The organism is Hoyosella subflava DQS3-9A1, assembly GCF_000214175.1.
Taxonomy (GTDB): domain Bacteria; phylum Actinomycetota; class Actinomycetes; order Mycobacteriales; family Mycobacteriaceae; genus Hoyosella; species Hoyosella subflava.
This window is the reverse complement of record NC_015564.1, coordinates 4,102,953-4,119,218: the sequence shown is the minus strand read 5'-3', so window position 1 is coordinate 4,119,218 and position 16,266 is coordinate 4,102,953. Positions and strand designations below refer to the sequence as shown.

Here is a 16,266-nt window from a genome sequence, read left to right as displayed (position 1 = left end):
GGTTTGACCAGATTTCAGGAATGCCGGTAAAGTCTTCCGTTGGCGTACAGCATTTGCAGGGTTCCGGGTCTCAACCGGCCGCCGGAGCAACCCCGCTGGATCGCCTGGCCGGCAGCAGACAGAACATGAAGACGAGGAATAACCGTGTCCACGTACAGCCCTAAGGCTGGCGACGTCACGCGCACCTGGTACGTCATTGACGCTACCGATGTTGTGCTCGGGCGGCTCGCAGTGCAGGCCGCGACATTGCTTCGCGGTAAGCACAAGCCTACTTTCGCCCCGAATACCGATGGTGGTGACTACGTGATCATCATCAACGCGGAGAAGGTTGCCGTCAGCGGCAACAAGCGCGAAGACAAGATGATCTACCGCCATTCCGGGTTCCCCGGCGGCCTGAAATCCCGCACGCTCGGTGAAGCGCTGGACACTCGTCCGGACCGCCTTGTTGAGCAGGCAGTTTATGGGATGATCCCGCACAACAAGCTTGGCCGTGAGGTCCGCAAGAAGCTCAAGGTCTACGCAGGCCCGGATCATCCTCACGGAGCTCAGCAGCCCGTTCAGTTCGAGATCAAGCAGGTGGCCCAGTGACGACGCCAGAGGAACAGAACGTGACAGCGCCTGAATTTGAGAATGTTGACGAAGGCTTCGAAGGTGTTGAAACCGCAGAAGCGACTGAGGCCCCTGAGGCTGCAGCTCCCGCAGGTGAAGGTGCCGACGAGCTCATCGTAGAAGACGTAGCTGAGGAGGCTTCGGCAGAAGCACCTGTGGCTGCGCCGGCTCCGATCGTGCTTGACCGTCCGATCCAGACTGTCGGACGGCGGAAGGAAGCCGTCGTCCGTGTTCGTCTGCTGCCTGGCTCAGGCGATTTCAAGCTGAACGGACGTAGCCTCGAGGCGTACTTCCCGAACAAGGTGCACCAGCAGATCATCAAGGCTCCGCTGGTGACTGTGGATCGTGAGGTCGCTTTTGACATTCACGCTCGCCTGCACGGCGGCGGCCCATCGGGTCAGGCGGGTGCGCTTCGCCTCGCGATCGCCCGCGCGCTGATCGAGGTCACCCCTGATGATCGTCCGGCGCTGAAGAAGGCCGGCTTCCTTACCCGGGATGCCCGTGCGACCGAGCGCAAGAAGTATGGTCTGAAGAAGGCCCGTAAGGCACCCCAGTACTCGAAGCGGTGATTCGTCACCGATACTGACCTTCACGGTGAGTACGGGGATAATGTGTGTGAGAGCAGGTGGCCGCGCGCGGCGCCTGCTCTCACTCGTCTGAGGAGGCTGTTGCGATCTTGTGAGACCGCGGCAGCGAAGAAAGGTGTGGAAGCGCGGATGAGCCGACTGTTCGGTACCGACGGTGTGCGAGGACTCGCGAATGCCGAACTGACTGTGGAACTCGCAGTTGCCCTCGCTGGTGCTGCGGCCGAGGTTCTGACCCGCGCCTCCCACGATCCACGTGGTCGCAGGCATCCGGTGGCGGTGGTCGGCCGTGATCCGCGCGCGAGCGGGGAGATGCTCGAAGCGGCGATTTGCGCTGGTCTGACCGCTGCGGGCGTGAATGCCCTGCGCGTTGGCGTTCTCCCGACCCCCGCTGTCGCCTATCTGACGAGTGCCTATGATGCTGCGCTTGGCGTCATGATCTCCGCCTCCCATAATCCGATGCCGGATAACGGCATCAAAATCTTCGGACCGGGCGGTCAGAAGCTAGACGACGCCACTGAGGATCAGATCGCGGCGGTCGTGCGTGCTGGCTCATCCTTGCCGCGGCCGACGGGCTCTGCGGTGGGTCGCATCACTGATGCAACGGATGCCCTGCCGCGTTATCTCAACCACCTGAATTCAGCTGTGCCGCAGTCACTGGCTGGCTTGACCGTGGTCGTCGACTGCGCCCACGGTGCCGCTTCGGAGGCGGCGCCTGCCGCGTATCGGGCCGCCGGCGCCTCGGTCCTACCGATCCACAATTCACCGGACGGCCTCAACATCAATGAGGGCTGCGGATCAACGCACCTCAGTGTGCTGCAGGAAGCAGTGACAGCACATGGTGCCGATCTCGGTATAGCGCACGACGGTGACGCTGATCGCTGTCTCGCGGTCGATAGTCGTGGCAATGCGATCGATGGGGACGCCATCATGGCGATTCTTGCCCTAGCGATGCGTGATGCAGGTGAATTGGCGCATAAGACACTTGTGGCCACCGTGATGAGTAACTTGGGCCTTCACCTCGCGATGAAGGATGCGGGTATTGGTCTGCGAACAACTGCCGTAGGTGACCGTTACGTGCTGGAGGAGCTCCGCGCGGGAGGGTTTTCGCTCGGCGGTGAACAGTCCGGCCACATTGTGTTGCCGCAGTTCGGTACAACCGGCGACGGGTTACTGACTGCGCTCAAGCTAATGGCCAGGATGGCGGAGACGGGGAAGTCGCTTCACGATCTGGCAGCGGTGATGACCGTACTTCCCCAGGTTCTCGTCAATGTCAGCGTGTCCGACAAGACAGCTGTGGCTGGCGATACCGCTGTGCTGGCTGCTATCGCGGAGGCGGAGCGCCAGCTGGGAGAAACGGGCCGGGTGCTGCTGCGCGCGTCAGGCACCGAACAGCTGGTGCGTGTGATGGTCGAGGCGGCATCAGCGGAACAAGCGCAACAACTCGCTGAAGGTCTCGCACGCACCGTGTCGGCTGTCTGATCTCCCAACCTCTAGTCGCTCCGGTGGAACCAATCGGAGCGCTCTTGCGTCTACTCACGGTATGCCCCATTGGGGATGAGCTGGTGCAAGGGGGATTGTGTGGGTAGCGGGATTACGGTAGGTCTACACGCTGCGATCGAAGTGCGGGCGCGGCTCGCGCGTGCGGCAAGTGCCGCGGCGGACGCCGCACTCCTTTCGCGTCACATGGAGCTTCTACAGTCTGGGGAGGCAAGCGTTGACCAGGCGTGTACAGAGCTTCGTGGCTGGACGGAAGCCTACGCTGTGGCTCGAAGCCAATTAGCGGTGAGCCTCCCAGCGGCGATGGACAGCCTCACCCGCCAGGAGCAGGACAACGCACTGCACCTCCGCGCAGTGGGGCTATCACACGGACTTGAGCTGTGACAGAGGTGGAAACTACAGGCTGTAGGTTCGCTGAGGCAGCGGTCTCCGGGGTTGCGGCTTTTGATGTCCGCAATCTGATCGGGGCTCACGCGGCTGCGATACGGATTCTCGCCCACGTCGGCGATGTCGCGGTACGGGCCGCGCAAACTGTGGGCGAGGGCTACGCGCCCACCTACCGCGCAGACGAGCTAGCCGCGCTGATGCACGCTGAAGAACGTATCGATCTCGCAGATTGCACGGCGCTCGCGACGCTGGCCAGCAGAATGGCTCAGCTTCTCACCGAAAGCGCTACGCAAGAGCAGGCGGCAGCTCAGCTCCTTGACGGTGCGGTCGCAGCGCAGCTCCTGCAGCACGCAAAAGTCTCACGGCAGGCAGGCGAGAGAGCAGCTGAAGCAACGCGTTTACTTGAGCGTGCGGCGGACGGGGTGGCAGAAGCCGTCTCTCACAAGTTTCGTTCACTCAGCGAAATGAGCAACATGTCGCTGGACGGGGTGGCCGTGCGCGACCTCTCTGCAATTGTGGAACACCTTTCGGACAACAAGCTCGTGTCGGCGCTTCTGGAGCTGGGCGTAGTGCACGACGGCGCCAGCCGATGGGTTCGTGAGCGGTTACTGCCTTTTGCGGAGGAAATCGAACGCAACGTCGTCGCGACATGCGTTTCCTGCGAGGAGACCGTCGCCGCGGAGTTCCACCGGGCGGCTGCCGCGATCACTGCCATCACCGCAGTCAACGTGAGCGTGGAGGTTGTTAGCGGGCCTGTGCCGCAGCTTCTGGCTGAAGCGACACCGGATCTGGTGTCAGCGGCTCCGGAGCAGGGCGCACAGACGAATCTGCTGTGGGAGGAGCCATCAGCGCCGGGGGAGGAGTCCTCCGGCGCGTTGCTCCATCGGGCCAGCGACTTCGGCCTGCACCGTAAACGGACCGGTTAGCGGCTGTGCCTCGGCCGGCGGGGTGAAGAGCTCGATGAACTCGTCTTCGGGCAGCGGGGCAGCAGGATCCACTGTTACTGTGCCTTTCAGTGGCACCTCGGGATCGGCGAATGCGTTGTAGGTTTTGTCGTCAGCGAGCTGGGAAAGCAGGTAGCCCGTCAGGAGGGCTCGCGTGATTCGCTGCGTCTTCCGGTTTCCTTTGCCAAGTCCAAGCCAGTTCAGCATGCTGCGACCCTCGAGGATGCCCGCAACCGTTGACTTTCCCACCAGGCGAAGCACAGCATCGCCCTTCCAGCCTGCAGCTATCGCGCGCGCGTTCGAGGAAATCGACTTTAGTTCAGCTGCGAGGATGAGGGCTGGAACGTCAAGTTTCGCCGCAGCCGTTTCCGCGGAGGGGCTAACCGGAGCGGGATACAGCGACGCAACCGTTCTGACTTGCTTCTCGGTACGAGCAGCCGCAGCGAGAATCGCAGCGCCCGCCCCGAAGCCGTGTCCGGCGAGCGCGAGCTTCGAGGGATGAACGCTGATTTCGCCAGGCCCGAGCCGTACACTCGTGCAAATCTCCAAGGTGGTGTTGAGATCGGCGGCGAAACGGTTCGCGGATGGTACGAGGCCACGTTCGGTCGATGGGGCCGCGACAACAAAACCCCATGACGCAAGGTGTTTGAAGGTTCCGATGTAACGGTCAGGACTGGTCATCCATTGATGCCCGAACGCGATCGCGGGCAGGCTGAAGCCGTTCTCCGGCGTGAAAACAAGGCCTGGCATGCCAGCCATCGCGAGATCACCGCGCAGCACGCGGTGCGGGCCGCGTCGCGACAGCTTTGCAACGAGCTTCTTAGGGTTTGACGCCACGTTGTCGACGTTAGCTCACATTCCTGGGGTCTCGGGGCAAGTGTGTGAGGCGCGCTTGAATGTCGGTGGCCGCGATCACTGCTGCGACACTCGGCCTGGGTGAGGTAAGTCGCTGGTCAACGCCCACTGTGCGCAAGTGCGCAGCGCCGATTCAGGAGACGCGCGGTTATCACTTGAAAAGGGAAGTAGGCTGTTGCGTTATGTGCGGGATTGTCGGGTATGTCGGCCACCGCGAAGCACTGGGCATACTTGTCGAGGCACTACGCCGGATGGAATACCGGGGTTATGACTCGTCAGGCGTGGCAGTGCTCGACGGGCAGGGCAGCGTAGCAATAGAAAAGCGGGCCGGCAGGCTTGTCAACCTCGAATCCGCCTTGGCGGAGGCAGGGCAGGGCGAGTTCGCAGGTACTGCGGGGATGGGGCATACCCGTTGGGCTACCCATGGGCGCCCAACGGATCGGAACGCGCATCCGCACACCGACGAAACCCGGCGTATCGCGGTTGTCCACAACGGCATCATCGAGAACTTCGCCCCGCTGCGCGGTGAACTCGAAGACGCCGGTGTGGAGTTGCTCAGCGACACGGATACTGAGGTAGCGGTGCACCTTGTTGCTCGCGCGTACGCGCAGGGCGACACGGCCGGTGATTTCGAGGCAAGTGCACTTAAGGTGCTGCGCCGTCTTGAAGGAGCCTTCACACTCGTCTTCACCCACGCTGACCACCCCGGCACGATCGTGGCTGCGCGCAGGTCCACGCCGCTGGTCGTCGGTGTCGGCGAGGGTGAGATGTTCGTTGCCTCGGATGTCGCCGCGTTCATTGAGCACACACGTGAAGCCGTCGAACTGGGCCAGGACAACGTCGTTGTGATCACCGCGGACGAATACCGCATCCTGGATTTCGACGGGAACCCCGAAGCTGGGCACCCGTTCCATATTGACTGGGACCTCGAGGCCGCGGAAAAGGGCGGCCACGATTTCTTCATGCTGAAGGAGATCGAGGAGCAGCCCCTCGCAGTCGCGGACACGTTGCGTGGACATTTCACCAACGGGCGCATCGTCCTTGACGAGCAGCGGCTCTCGGACCAGGACCTTCGCGATATCGACAAGGTCTTCGTCGTGGCGTGTGGCTCGGCCTATCACTCTGGTCTCGTTGCGAAGTACGCGATTGAGCACTGGGCTCGCTTGCCTGTGGAGGTAGAACTGGCAAGTGAATTCCGCTACCGGGATCCTGTGCTGGACCGGTCCACGCTGGTAGTCGCGATTTCGCAGTCTGGCGAGACCGCGGACACGCTTGAAGCGGTGCGCCACGCGCGCGATCAGAAGGCTCGTGTGCTCGCGGTGTGCAACACCAATGGTTCGCAGATCCCGCGCGAGTCGGATGCGGTGCTGTACACCCATGCAGGGCCAGAGATCGGTGTGGCTTCGACTAAGGCCTTCCTCGCACAGGTCGCGGCGAACTACCTTGTTGGTCTTGCGCTCGCCCAGGCTCGTGGCACGAAGTATCCCGATGAGGTCGCACGGGAGTTCAAGGACCTGGCTGAGATGCCCGCTCTGATCGAGAAACTGCTGTCGAACGTCGAGAATGTTCGTGAACTCGGCCGTGAGCTTGGCCAGCAGTCGACGATCCTCTTCCTCGGCCGCCACGTGGGGTACCCCGTGGCCCTGGAGGGCGCCCTGAAACTCAAGGAACTTGCGTACATCCACGCTGAGGGCTTCGCTGCAGGTGAGTTGAAGCACGGCCCGATCGCGCTGATCGAAGACGGCCTGCCGGTCATCATCGTCATGCCGTCACCCAAGGGACGTGCGGTGCTGCATTCGAAGCTGCTCAGCAACATCCGAGAGATCCAGGCGCGCGGGGCACAAACCATCGTCATCGCGGAGGAAGGAGACGAGGCGGTACGCCCATTCGCGGACCACCTCATCGAGATCCCCGCGTCACCGACGCTGCTCCAGCCACTGCTGTCGACCATCCCGCTGCAAGTTTTCGCGGCCCAGGTGGCTCAAACCCGAGGGTACGACGTCGACAAGCCGCGGAATCTGGCGAAGTCCGTCACCGTCGAGTAATCGGTCTGGTGAGCTGGCATGACTGTCCCGTACTTCACCGCTGAGGAAATTCGGACCGCAGAGGCGGAACTCTTCGCACGTGTTGCGGAGGGTGTGCCGATGCGCCGTGCATCGTGGGGTCTCGCGACCGAGGTGGCAGCCGAGCTCAGAAGACGGACCGGTGGCGTGACGGGACGTCGCGTCGGGGTGTTAGCAGGGTCCGGGGATAACGGTGGCGACGCGCTTTGGGCGGGTGCGTTCCTGCGACGACGGGGTGTCGCGGTCGAAGCGGTGCTGCTGAAACCGGAGCGGGCGCACAAAGCTGGACTCCACGCGTTGCTGCAGGCCGGTGGCCGTGTGGTTGCCGAACTTGGGCCTGCCGACCTCGTGCTCGATGGAATCGTCGGCATCTCAGGCAAAGGATCCTTGCGGCCCGACGCGGCTCGGCACGTAGCAGCCGTCACCGCGCCAATTGTGTCTGTCGATCTGCCAAGTGGAGTCGACCCTGACACGGGGAGTGTCGACGGCCCCGCAGTTCAGGCTGCACTCACCGTCACTTTCGGCGGGTACAAACGTGTGCATGCCCTCGCCGCACATCAATGTGGGCGAATCGGGTACGTACCCATTGGCCTTGAACTGCCCAAGTCGATGGTGCAATCGCTGACAGATAGAGAAGTTGGCGGAGCGTGGCCGGTGCCGGCCGCGGAGGATGATAAGTACACTCAAGGCGTCGTGGGCATATCGGCGGGCTCCGACGTCTATCCCGGTGCTGCCGTACTGTGCGTGGGTGGCGCGGTGGCAGCGAAGTCGGGAATGGTCCGGTATGCGGGGACCGCGCGCGAGCAGGTGCTTGCACGGTACCCGGAGGTCATCGCGACCACAGCGATCGAGGACGCCGGCCGCCTACAGGCCTGGGTCGCGGGTCCGGGTTTCGGAACCGGGAAGAAGGAGTCGAAGGCGCTCGCGGCGCTTCTCGCACAGGATCTCCCTACTGTTGTCGACGCCGACGGATTAACGCTCGCAGCGAACAACCCCAGCCTGGTGCGCGGAAGAAAGGCGCCGACCCTCCTGACGCCGCATGCGGGGGAGTTCGAGCGGCTAACGGGTGCGGCGCCCAAGCCCGACAGGCTCACTGCGACGCAGCAACTCGCATCGGACTGGGGGGTCACGGTTCTCCTCAAAGGCAGAGCGACAGTGATCGCTGATCCTTCCGGCGAGGTCCTCATCGTTGAGGCCGGAAGTTCCTGGGCGGCGACCGCCGGTTCCGGCGACGTCCTGTCCGGCATCGTGGGTGCACTTCTGGCCAGCGGCATTCCACCGCTGACCGCTGCCGCGATGGGCGCACACGCGCACGCACGCGCGGCGCTCATAGCGGCGGGTTTTCCGGGTGCACCCGCTTCCGCCTCAACGCTGATGGGTGCTGTGCGTCCAGCCATCGGCGCATTGCGATCAGCGGCGACACCCGGTGTGGCGGATGCCACCAAGCGTGCCGGATCCCGGTCGCTGATGGCAGGATCTGCACCGTGACTTCCATACATGGAACATCCACGCCGGGCACGTTCCCGTCCCCGATGCAGAGCGAGGCGCCAGCCCGCCCACAGTTCGAAGCGGCGGTCGATCTCCGGGCTATCGCCTCGAACACTGAGGTACTGAGGGACTGTGCTGGTCCTGCGGATGTCATGGTTGTCGTCAAGGCAGATGGTTACGGCCATGGTGCGGTACCAGTTGCACGTGCGGCGCTCGCTGCAGGTGCAGCGCAACTCGGCGTCGCGACGGTAGATGAGGCGGTACACCTTCGCGATGCGGGTATTGAGGCGCCGCTGTTGTGCTGGCTGCACACGCCCGACACCGACTTCGCGCCTGTGCTTTCACGGAACGTCGACATTGGTGTGTCTTCGCCGCGCCACCTTGACGGCGTTCTCCGGTCGGTGCGGCTATCTGGAATACAGGCACGCGTTGCGGTGAAGGTTGATTCGGGGCTCAACCGCAACGGCGTCTCGGCTTTCGAGTGGCCCGTCCTGCGAGATGCCCTTCGGAAAGCCGTTGCGGAAGAAGCGGTCGTGATGACCTCATTTTTCTCCCACCTCGCCCACGCAGATGAGCCCGACCATCCCATTATCGATCAGCAAGCTGCGAGGTTTCGGGAGACTGTCGCCGACGCCGAGAAGCACGGACTTGAGACTGGGCTCCTGCATCTCTCTAACTCTGCAGCGACGATGACCCGGCCGGACTTGCGCTTCGATATGGTGCGGCCGGGGATCGCACTCTATGGGCTTTCTCCCGTCCCAGAGCGCGGACAGATGGGTTTGAGGCCGGCCATGACGGCCAGGGCACGAGTAGCTCTGATCAAGCGGGTCGCGGCCGGCGAGGGTGTGTCGTACGGGCACGTGTGGATTGCGCCGCGAGACACGACAGTTGCGCTCCTTCCGGTCGGTTATGCCGATGGAGTGTCCCGCTTGCTCACCGGCAAGTTCGGGGTGCAGATCAACGGTCACCGCTACCCGGCTGTGGGTCGCGTCTGTATGGATCAGTTCGTAGTAGACCTGGGACCGGGGGGTGGCGCTGAGGGTGCTGCGGCTGTGAAAGAGGGCGATACGGCAGTGTTGTTCGGTCCAGGAGACGAGGGCGAATCGCTGGCTCAGGACTGGGCGGATGCGCTCGGCACCATTCACTACGAGGTCGTAACCGGTATAAAGGGGCGCGCAGTGCGTACCTATATGGGGGGTTAGTGTGGTGGCGGAGCCGGTTGCACAGCAGCAACCCGAATTAGCTGATGAGCCCGAACGTGAGGAAAAGCCGCCAAGGCGGCGTGGCCGGCGCAGGCGCGGCGTCGGACGTGGCGTCGGACGGCTGGTGCGGGCGGCGAAGCTAAGACGATCAGCGAAGCGCGTCGGCGGTGAGCCGGATAGCCGTTCTGGCCGAACAGCTTTCGAACACGATTTCCGTCTTATGCAGACGGACCGGGCAAGCATCGTGCTGACCGAGGACCACCTGCTGCTGAACGTACGTGAAGTGGGGCCTCCGGATGCGCCGCTGACTGTGGTATTCGCGCATGGTTTCTGTCTGCATATGGGAGCCTGGCATTTTCAGCGCATCGACCTTGAGCGCACCTTCGGTGACGACATCAGAATGGTGTTCTACGACCAGCGAGGGCATGGCCAGTCGGGTATGCCGTCAGCCGAGTCGAGCACAATCCCGCAACTCGGGCGCGACCTGGCAGCGGTGATCGAGCAAAAGGCTCCAACCGGTCCCCTGATACTCGTCGGACACTCAATGGGTGGCATGACCGTCCTGGCATTTGCGCGGCAGTATCCCGACGTGGTTCGTCAGCGCGTCATCGGAGTGGGGCTCGTTGCGACCGCGGCAAGCGGGCTCTCGGCTGCGGGTGTCGCCCGCGTGCTCGACACGCCCGCTGTGAAGGCCGCGCGGCTGGCGGTTAAGGCAGCTCCGGCAGTGGTGCAGCAGAGCCGGGATGTGATCAGGCCCATTCTGTCCCCAATTTTGAAAGTCACCTCGTACGGTGATCGCAGAATCACACCTGAGGTCGCTCGCTTCTCGGAGCAGATGACCAACGAGACCAACCTTTTCACAATGGTCAACTTTCTCGCTGCGCTTGTCGAGCATGATGAATCTCTGGCGCTTCCGGTGCTGAAGCCGATCCCGGCGCTCGTCGTCTGTGGGGACGGCGACATGGTCACCCCGTTCCGGAACTCAGTCGCGATGGCAGAAGCATTGCCGCATACGGAACTGTTGCGCGTGCCTAAAGCCGGGCACATGGTGGAAATGGAGCAGCCACAGGTCGTTTCCGAAGCGCTCGAACGGTTGATTGATCGCTCACTTGAACACGCACGGACGGAAAGGTCTCTCGCGGGTGTATTCAGAGCAGTTGCTGACCGTGCAGGACACGGAGGAGTTTGGTCAGCGTTTGGCGGCAGACCTCACCGCCGGTGATGTCGTCGTCCTGTCAGGGCCGCTCGGCGCCGGAAAGACCGCGTTGGCCCGTGGCATTGGTGCTGGTCTCGGCGTTATGGGTGTTGTAAGTTCGCCGACGTTCATCATCGCGCGAGAACACCGTGCGGGGCAGGCCCGGCGTGGTGGCGGGCCCCCGGTCGCGATGGTTCACGTCGATGCGTACCGGCTGCTCGGTGATTCAGACCGGGCTCACGATGGTGGGCGGCTGGCGCTCGATGAGCTTGATGCGCTCGATCTGGACACTGAACTCGACGATGCGGTGGTCGTCGTGGAATGGGGCGAAGGTCTCGCGGAGCGGCTTGCCGACCGGCATTTGCTCGTGCGTCTGGAGCGTCACACTGACGACGAGGTCCGCGTCGCCCATTGGCAGTGGGTCAATCACACGAAGTAAAAGAGTTCCGTGACCGGTACTCTGGACAATCGTGCTGGTAGTTGCTGTTGATACGTCCACCCCTGCGGTGACTGCGGGTGTTGTCCGGCTTGGCCGTTCAGAACACTCGACGGAACTGTGTCCGCGTGTCCTGGCAGCGCGTGTGACAGTAAATGCGCGAGCACACGCTGAGGTGCTCACACCACAGATTCTGGCCTGCCTGGAGGAAGCGAACGTCCAGCGCGGCGAGATTGATGCGATTGTCACGGGAACGGGCCCCGGCCCGTATACGGGCCTGCGTGTCGGCATGGCCACTGCGGCCGCTTTTGGCGATGCACTGGGGGTGCCGGTGTACGGGGTGTGCAGTCTCGACGCGATAGCCGCACAGGTGGGTCCGGGCCAGGAGCTCCTGGTCGTGACAGACGCGCGGCGCCGCGAGGTCTACTGGGCCCGCTACCGGGATGGCCACCGGATTGAGGGGCCAGCGGTGCATCGTCCCGCCCACGTCCAGGCGTATCCCTCGCACGTCATTGCGGGTTCGAGAGATCACGCTGCACTGTTCAGCCTGCCATACATCGATGTCCAGAGCCCGGCACCCGAAGGTCTCGTCGCTGTCGCAGCGCGAGACATTGACGATCGCCGCGTGCCCGATCCGCTGGTGCCGCTGTATTTGCGGCGCCCCGACGCGACTGAACCGGGCGCACCGCGTCGTGAGCCAGATCCGATCCCGCCGCCAGGGTTCCTCACCAGAGGGACGGCATGACGACGGTACTTCTGCGCCCGCTAGCAATGGGAGACACCAAGCGCTGCGCAAATCTGGAACGCCAGCTTTTCGCGCGCGACAATCCATGGCCGGCCTGGGCTTTCGAGCAGGAACTACGGAGCCCCGACCACCATTACGTCGCGGCGGATTGTGATGGACAGCTTGTCGGGTACGCGGGAATTGCGCTTCTGGGGCCCGCTGACGATCCTGAGAACGAGATCCACACGATCGGGGTGGACCCCAAGTATCAGCGCCGCGGCATCGGCCGGATGTTGCTCGATGACCTGCTTGCCGTTGCTGATTTGCACGGCGGGCCAGTGTGGCTCGATGTCCGGACTGACAACGAAGCCGCCCAGGAGCTCTATCGCGGTGTGGGCTTTGACGTGGTAGGTCTGCGAAAACGCTACTACCAGCCAAGCGGCGCCGACGCATATGTAATGAAGAGGGAGGGGCCGTGATTGTTCTCGGTATCGAAAGCTCGTGTGACGAGACGGGCGTCGGGATCGCTGAGCTGAACTCCGACGGTTCCGTCACGCTTCTGGCCGATGAGGTGGCATCGAGTGTCGATGAGCACTCACGGTTCGGGGGTGTGGTTCCTGAGATCGCTTCGCGTGCGCACCTCGAGGCGATCGTGCCGACGATGCGCAGAGCGCTTGATGCGGCTGGTATCTCGAAGCCCGACGTGGTGGCTGCAACAATCGGGCCGGGACTCGCTGGAGCCCTGCTGGTGGGTGTCGCGGCCGCGAAAGCCTACGCCGCTGCGTGGGGAGTGCCGTTCTATGCGATCAACCATCTTGGTGGCCACGTCGCCGTGGATGCTCTGGAGCATGGCCCACTGCCGCCGTGCGTCGCGCTACTCGTGTCGGGCGGCCACACGAGTTTGCTGCACGTTCGTTCGCTCGGAGAACCAATCACGGAACTCGGAGCCACGGTGGATGACGCAGCCGGGGAAGCGTACGACAAGATCGCGAGGCTGCTCGGGCTGGGCTATCCCGGTGGCCCTGTACTCGACCGGCTTGCTCAGACAGGCGATCGTCATGCGGTCACCTTTCCCCGGGGGATGACCGGTCCTCGAGACGCGCGGCACGCCTTCTCGTTCTCCGGCTTGAAGACTGCTGTCGCACGCCACGTTGAGCAAGCCGAGCGCGCTGGCAGACCGCTGAGCAAACCGGATGTCGCAGCGTCGTTCCAGGAAGCAGTCGCTGATGTCCTGTCCCTGAAAGCGGTGAGGGCCGCGCTGGACACCGGCGTGTCGACGCTCGTCATTAGCGGTGGCGTGGCCGCGAACTCGCGGCTGCGGGAACTGGCGGAAGAGCGCTGCGAGGCCGCGGGTCTCGAGCTTCGTGTGCCGCGGCCACGGCTGTGTACGGACAACGGCGCGATGATCGCGGCTCTTGGTGCGCATCTGGTTCATGCAGGTGCGGAGCCATCAGGGCTCGGTGCCGCGACAGATCCGGCGTTGTCGGTGACGGTGAGTCAGATTCTCGGTTAGCGAGGGCACGAGCCCCGTTCGGCGCGGCTGCGTTCGCTGCAGGCTGACCGGATATGCGAGCGTTGGCCTTGAGTGCTAGCACTCTCATGTATAGAGTGCTAGTCGACGCGGAATTGGTCCCGGCACCCGCGACGACGGGGCTCGAAGAAGTGTCGCGAATCGTAGAACGAACCAAGCCGTCCGGTCGTCAAACCGGACACCATCGCAAATGTGGAGGGTTCATCGTGGCGAGCGTGAACATCAAGCCGCTCGAGGACAAGATCCTCGTTCAGGCTAACGAGGCCGAGACGACTACCGCCTCCGGTCTGGTTATTCCTGATACCGCTAAGGAAAAGCCGCAGGAGGGCACCGTTATTGCAGTCGGGCCCGGCCGCTGGGATGAGAGTGGCGCAAAGCGCATCCCGCTCGACGTCAAAGAGGGCGACGTCGTGATCTACAGCAAGTACGGCGGCACCGAAATCAAGTACTCCGGTGAGGAGTACCTGATCCTCTCGGCGCGTGACGTCCTCGCAGTCGTGTCGAAGTGACGCATCTGCCGATCTGACACTACTGACCGCCCCGGCGCCGAAGTCATTGAACTACTGGTGCCGGGGCGGTCGGGCATCCATGGGCGGGTCTCCCACTGAGAACGTCCGCCCGCAATCTCAGGAGCACAGAGACCGATCATGTCGAAGCAGATAAAATTCAATGAAAATGCGCGTCGCGCGCTGGAGCGTGGTGTTGATGCGCTCGCTGACGCGGTAAAGGTGACCCTTGGGCCGCGTGGTCGTCACGTGGTTCTCGCCAAGGCGTTCGGTGGTCCGGTCGTCACCAACGACGGGGTCACGATTGCCAAGGACATCGACCTCGAAGATCCGTTTGAAAACCTCGGCGCTCAGCTCGTGAAGAGCGTCGCGACCAAAACCAACGATGTCGCGGGTGACGGGACGACCACAGCAACCGTTCTGGCGCAGGCGATCATCAGCGCCGGCATACGCAACGTGGCAGCAGGTGCCAATCCGATGTCGCTCGGTATCGGCATCGGTAAGGCGGCAGAAGCGATCGCGGAGCAGCTTGTAGCGACCGCGACTCCCGTCGAAGGTGAGTCGGGGATTGCCCAGGTGGCGACAGTTTCCTCGCGCGACGAGGAGATCGGCGCAATGGTCGGCCAGGCCATGACCAAGGTTGGCGTCGACGGTGTCGTCACGGTGGAAGAGTCGTCGTCGCTGCTGACTGACCTGCATGTCACGGAAGGTGTGCAGTTCGACAAGGGCTTCCTGTCGCCCTACTTCATCACGGACCTTGACGCGCAGGAAGCCGTCCTTGAGGACGTTCACATCTTGCTGTACCGGGACAAGATCAGCTCACTGCCTGACTTCCTGCCGCTTCTCGAGAAGATCGCGGGAACCAGCAAGCCAGTACTGATCATCGCGGAAGATGTGGAAGGCGAACCGCTCTCCACACTGGTCGTCAACGCGGTGCGTAAGACACTGAAGGCCGTTGCTGTGAAGGCGCCGTTCTTCGGGGATCGGCGCAAGGCGTTCCTGGAAGACCTTGCTGTGGTGACCGGCGGACAAGTAATCAATTCCGACGTTGGTCTGACACTCAAGGATGCTGGCCTCGAACTGCTGGGCCACGCGCGCCGTGTGGTGGTGACGAAGGATAGCACCACGATTGTTGACGGCGGCGGCACTGACGAAGCGATTGCCGACCGCGCGAACCAGTTGCGGCGCGAAATCGACAACGCCGACTCTGACTGGGACCGCGAGAAGCTCGAAGAGCGTCTCGCTAAGCTTGCTGGTGCGATCGCGGTGATCCGGGTCGGTGCGGCCACGGAAACTGGACTGCGTGAACGTAAGCACCGTGTTGAGGATGCTGTGCACGCCGCGAAGGCTGCGGTGGAAGAGGGCATCGTCCCAGGCGGTGGAAGCGCTCTTGTCCAGGCACGCTCTGCGCTCGCAGGCGAATTGGGTCTGACGGGCGACGCGGCAGTCGGCGTTCGTGTGGTACACGAAGCCCTCGCCGAGCCGCTCAAATGGATTGCCCGGAACGCCGGCCTCGACGGCTCTGTCGTGGCGTCCAAGGTAGAAGAGCTGCCTGTGGGTCACGGCTTCAATGCCGCGACGCTCGAATACGGCGATCTTGTCGCTCAGGGGGTAATCGACCCCGTAAAGGTGACTCGAAGTGCGGTGATCAATGCTGCGTCTGTTGCACGCATGGTGCTGACGACTGAGAGCGCCATCGTCGACAAGCCGGAGGCAGAGGAATCAGAGGCACACGGACACGGCCACAGCCACTAGGTCCCACACGATTCGTGCCCGGCCATCGCACTAGATGGCCGGGCACGTTTCTGTTTGGCTACTCGTTTGGCTACTGGCGAACTCGTCGACGCTTGGTCAAGCGATGCGCTGCGAGCGTGAGACCTTCATCACGTGCATACGTTCTGATTCGGACATGCCGCCCCAGATCCCATATGGCTCACCAACAGTGAGTGCATGCTCTCGGCATTGGGCGAGCACTGGGCATTCGCGGCAGAGCGCTTTGGCGCGCCGTTCACGCTCGAGCCGTGCTCGGCCGCGCTCACCGTCAGGATGGAAGAAGACGGAGGAATCCACCCCTCGGCACAGGCCCTGCCGTTGCCAATCCCAACGGTCATTGACCGGCCCTGGGAGCTGGTGGGGCTGCGGCATTGTGCCTCCTTGTCGTATGCGCCCGAATTGCGCCCGGGCAATCCCCGCACCCGAGTTAAAAGATTCTGTACTCGGTGAACGGATCATCACATTAGGC

General features: G+C 63.1%; 17 protein-coding genes. 15 read left to right on the top strand and 2 right to left on the bottom strand.

The window, feature by feature from the left end:
• Positions 1-144: 144 nt before the first annotated feature.
• The 5 genes from rplM to AS9A_RS19350 all read left to right on the top strand — a co-directional run bounded on the left by rplM (position 145) and on the right by AS9A_RS19350 (position 4,006).
• The gene (gene rplM, locus AS9A_RS19370) at positions 145-588 is read left to right on the top strand and encodes a 50S ribosomal protein L13 (protein ID WP_013808834.1); all 444 of its coding nucleotides are present in this window, start codon (positions 145-147) and stop codon (positions 586-588) included.
• Positions 585-1,178: a 30S ribosomal protein S9 gene (gene rpsI, locus AS9A_RS19365; RefSeq protein WP_013808833.1), complete on the top strand. Its 594-nt coding sequence runs from the start codon at positions 585-587 to the stop codon at positions 1,176-1,178. Before rplM ends, rpsI begins: the two co-directional genes overlap by 4 nt.
• 147 nt (positions 1,179-1,325) lie before the next feature.
• Complete coding sequence (glmM, locus tag AS9A_RS19360) at positions 1,326-2,675, top strand: phosphoglucosamine mutase (RefSeq protein WP_041451230.1); 1,350 nt, start codon at positions 1,326-1,328, stop codon at positions 2,673-2,675.
• Positions 2,676-2,774: 99 nt separating this feature from the next.
• Positions 2,775-3,077 (top strand): hypothetical protein, encoded by a 303-nt coding sequence (locus AS9A_RS19355; protein ID WP_041451229.1) that lies wholly within the window; start codon positions 2,775-2,777, stop codon positions 3,075-3,077.
• A complete protein-coding gene (locus AS9A_RS19350) occupies positions 3,074-4,006 on the top strand; it encodes a hypothetical protein (RefSeq protein ID WP_041451228.1) in 933 nt (310 codons plus the stop codon). Before AS9A_RS19355 ends, AS9A_RS19350 begins: the two co-directional genes overlap by 4 nt.
• On the opposite strand, the gene AS9A_RS19345 is transcribed toward AS9A_RS19350, so the two are convergent.
• A complete protein-coding gene (locus tag AS9A_RS19345) occupies positions 3,926-4,861 on the bottom strand; it encodes a poly(ethylene terephthalate) hydrolase family protein (protein WP_013808830.1) in 936 nt (311 codons plus the stop codon). The genes AS9A_RS19350 and AS9A_RS19345 overlap by 81 nt on opposite strands.
• Before the next feature lie 200 nt (positions 4,862-5,061).
• On the opposite strand from AS9A_RS19345, the gene glmS reads away from it, so the two are divergent.
• From glmS to groL, 10 genes are all read left to right on the top strand, one after another.
• Positions 5,062-6,924, top strand: coding sequence for a glutamine--fructose-6-phosphate transaminase (isomerizing) (gene glmS, locus AS9A_RS19340; RefSeq protein WP_041451227.1), 1,863 nt, complete (start codon positions 5,062-5,064; stop codon positions 6,922-6,924).
• Between the two features lie 18 nt (positions 6,925-6,942).
• Positions 6,943-8,430, top strand: a complete 1,488-nt coding sequence (locus AS9A_RS19335) for an NAD(P)H-hydrate dehydratase (RefSeq protein WP_013808828.1) — start codon at positions 6,943-6,945, stop codon at positions 8,428-8,430.
• Positions 8,431-8,474: 44 nt separating this feature from the next.
• Complete coding sequence (gene alr / locus AS9A_RS19330; RefSeq protein WP_041451226.1) at positions 8,475-9,632, top strand: alanine racemase; 1,158 nt, start codon at positions 8,475-8,477, stop codon at positions 9,630-9,632.
• Between the two features lie 4 nt (positions 9,633-9,636).
• Positions 9,637-10,854 (top strand): alpha/beta fold hydrolase, encoded by a 1,218-nt coding sequence (locus AS9A_RS19325; RefSeq protein ID WP_148262509.1) that lies wholly within the window; start codon positions 9,637-9,639, stop codon positions 10,852-10,854.
• Positions 10,742-11,266 carry a tRNA (adenosine(37)-N6)-threonylcarbamoyltransferase complex ATPase subunit type 1 TsaE gene (gene tsaE / locus AS9A_RS19320; protein WP_049793794.1) on the top strand — a complete coding sequence of 175 codons (525 nt, stop codon included), beginning with the start codon at positions 10,742-10,744 and terminating at the stop codon, positions 11,264-11,266. The genes AS9A_RS19325 and tsaE overlap by 113 nt, the downstream gene beginning before the upstream one ends.
• A gap of 31 nt (positions 11,267-11,297) precedes the next feature.
• Positions 11,298-12,008, top strand: a complete 711-nt coding sequence (gene tsaB, locus AS9A_RS19315) for a tRNA (adenosine(37)-N6)-threonylcarbamoyltransferase complex dimerization subunit type 1 TsaB (RefSeq protein WP_013808824.1) — start codon at positions 11,298-11,300, stop codon at positions 12,006-12,008.
• The gene (rimI, locus tag AS9A_RS19310; RefSeq protein ID WP_013808823.1) at positions 12,005-12,466 is read left to right on the top strand and encodes a ribosomal protein S18-alanine N-acetyltransferase; all 462 of its coding nucleotides are present in this window, start codon (positions 12,005-12,007) and stop codon (positions 12,464-12,466) included. The genes tsaB and rimI overlap by 4 nt, the downstream gene beginning before the upstream one ends.
• Positions 12,463-13,500 (top strand): tRNA (adenosine(37)-N6)-threonylcarbamoyltransferase complex transferase subunit TsaD, encoded by a 1,038-nt coding sequence (tsaD, locus tag AS9A_RS19305; protein ID WP_013808822.1) that lies wholly within the window; start codon positions 12,463-12,465, stop codon positions 13,498-13,500. The genes rimI and tsaD overlap by 4 nt, the downstream gene beginning before the upstream one ends.
• Before the next feature lie 224 nt (positions 13,501-13,724).
• Positions 13,725-14,027, top strand: a complete 303-nt coding sequence (gene groES / locus AS9A_RS19300; protein WP_013808821.1) for a co-chaperone GroES — start codon at positions 13,725-13,727, stop codon at positions 14,025-14,027.
• A gap of 138 nt (positions 14,028-14,165) precedes the next feature.
• Positions 14,166-15,779, top strand: a complete 1,614-nt coding sequence (gene groL / locus AS9A_RS19295) for a chaperonin GroEL (RefSeq protein ID WP_013808820.1) — start codon at positions 14,166-14,168, stop codon at positions 15,777-15,779.
• A gap of 96 nt (positions 15,780-15,875) precedes the next feature.
• On the opposite strand, the gene AS9A_RS19290 is transcribed toward groL, so the two are convergent.
• Positions 15,876-16,169, bottom strand: a complete 294-nt coding sequence (locus AS9A_RS19290; RefSeq protein ID WP_041451224.1) for a WhiB family transcriptional regulator — start codon at positions 16,167-16,169, stop codon at positions 15,876-15,878.
• Positions 16,170-16,266: the final 97 nt, after the last annotated feature.

Excerpts from the sequence above, each read along its gene's own strand:
- glmM (WP_041451230.1), top strand. The coding sequence starts at position 1,326 with ATGAGCCGACTGTTCGGTACCGACGGTGTGCGAGGACTCGCGAATGCC.
- glmS (WP_041451227.1), top strand. The coding sequence starts at position 5,062 with ATGTGCGGGATTGTCGGGTATGTCGGCCACCGCGAAGCACTGGGCATA.
- AS9A_RS19335 (WP_013808828.1), top strand. The coding sequence starts at position 6,943 with ATGACTGTCCCGTACTTCACCGCTGAGGAAATTCGGACCGCAGAGGCG.
- alr (WP_041451226.1), top strand. The coding sequence starts at position 8,475 with ATGCAGAGCGAGGCGCCAGCCCGCCCACAGTTCGAAGCGGCGGTCGAT.
- rimI (WP_013808823.1), top strand. The coding sequence starts at position 12,005 with ATGACGACGGTACTTCTGCGCCCGCTAGCAATGGGAGACACCAAGCGC.
- groL (WP_013808820.1), top strand. The coding sequence starts at position 14,166 with ATGTCGAAGCAGATAAAATTCAATGAAAATGCGCGTCGCGCGCTGGAG.
- AS9A_RS19290 (WP_041451224.1), bottom strand. The coding sequence starts at position 16,169 with ATGCCGCAGCCCCACCAGCTCCCAGGGCCGGTCAATGACCGTTGGGAT.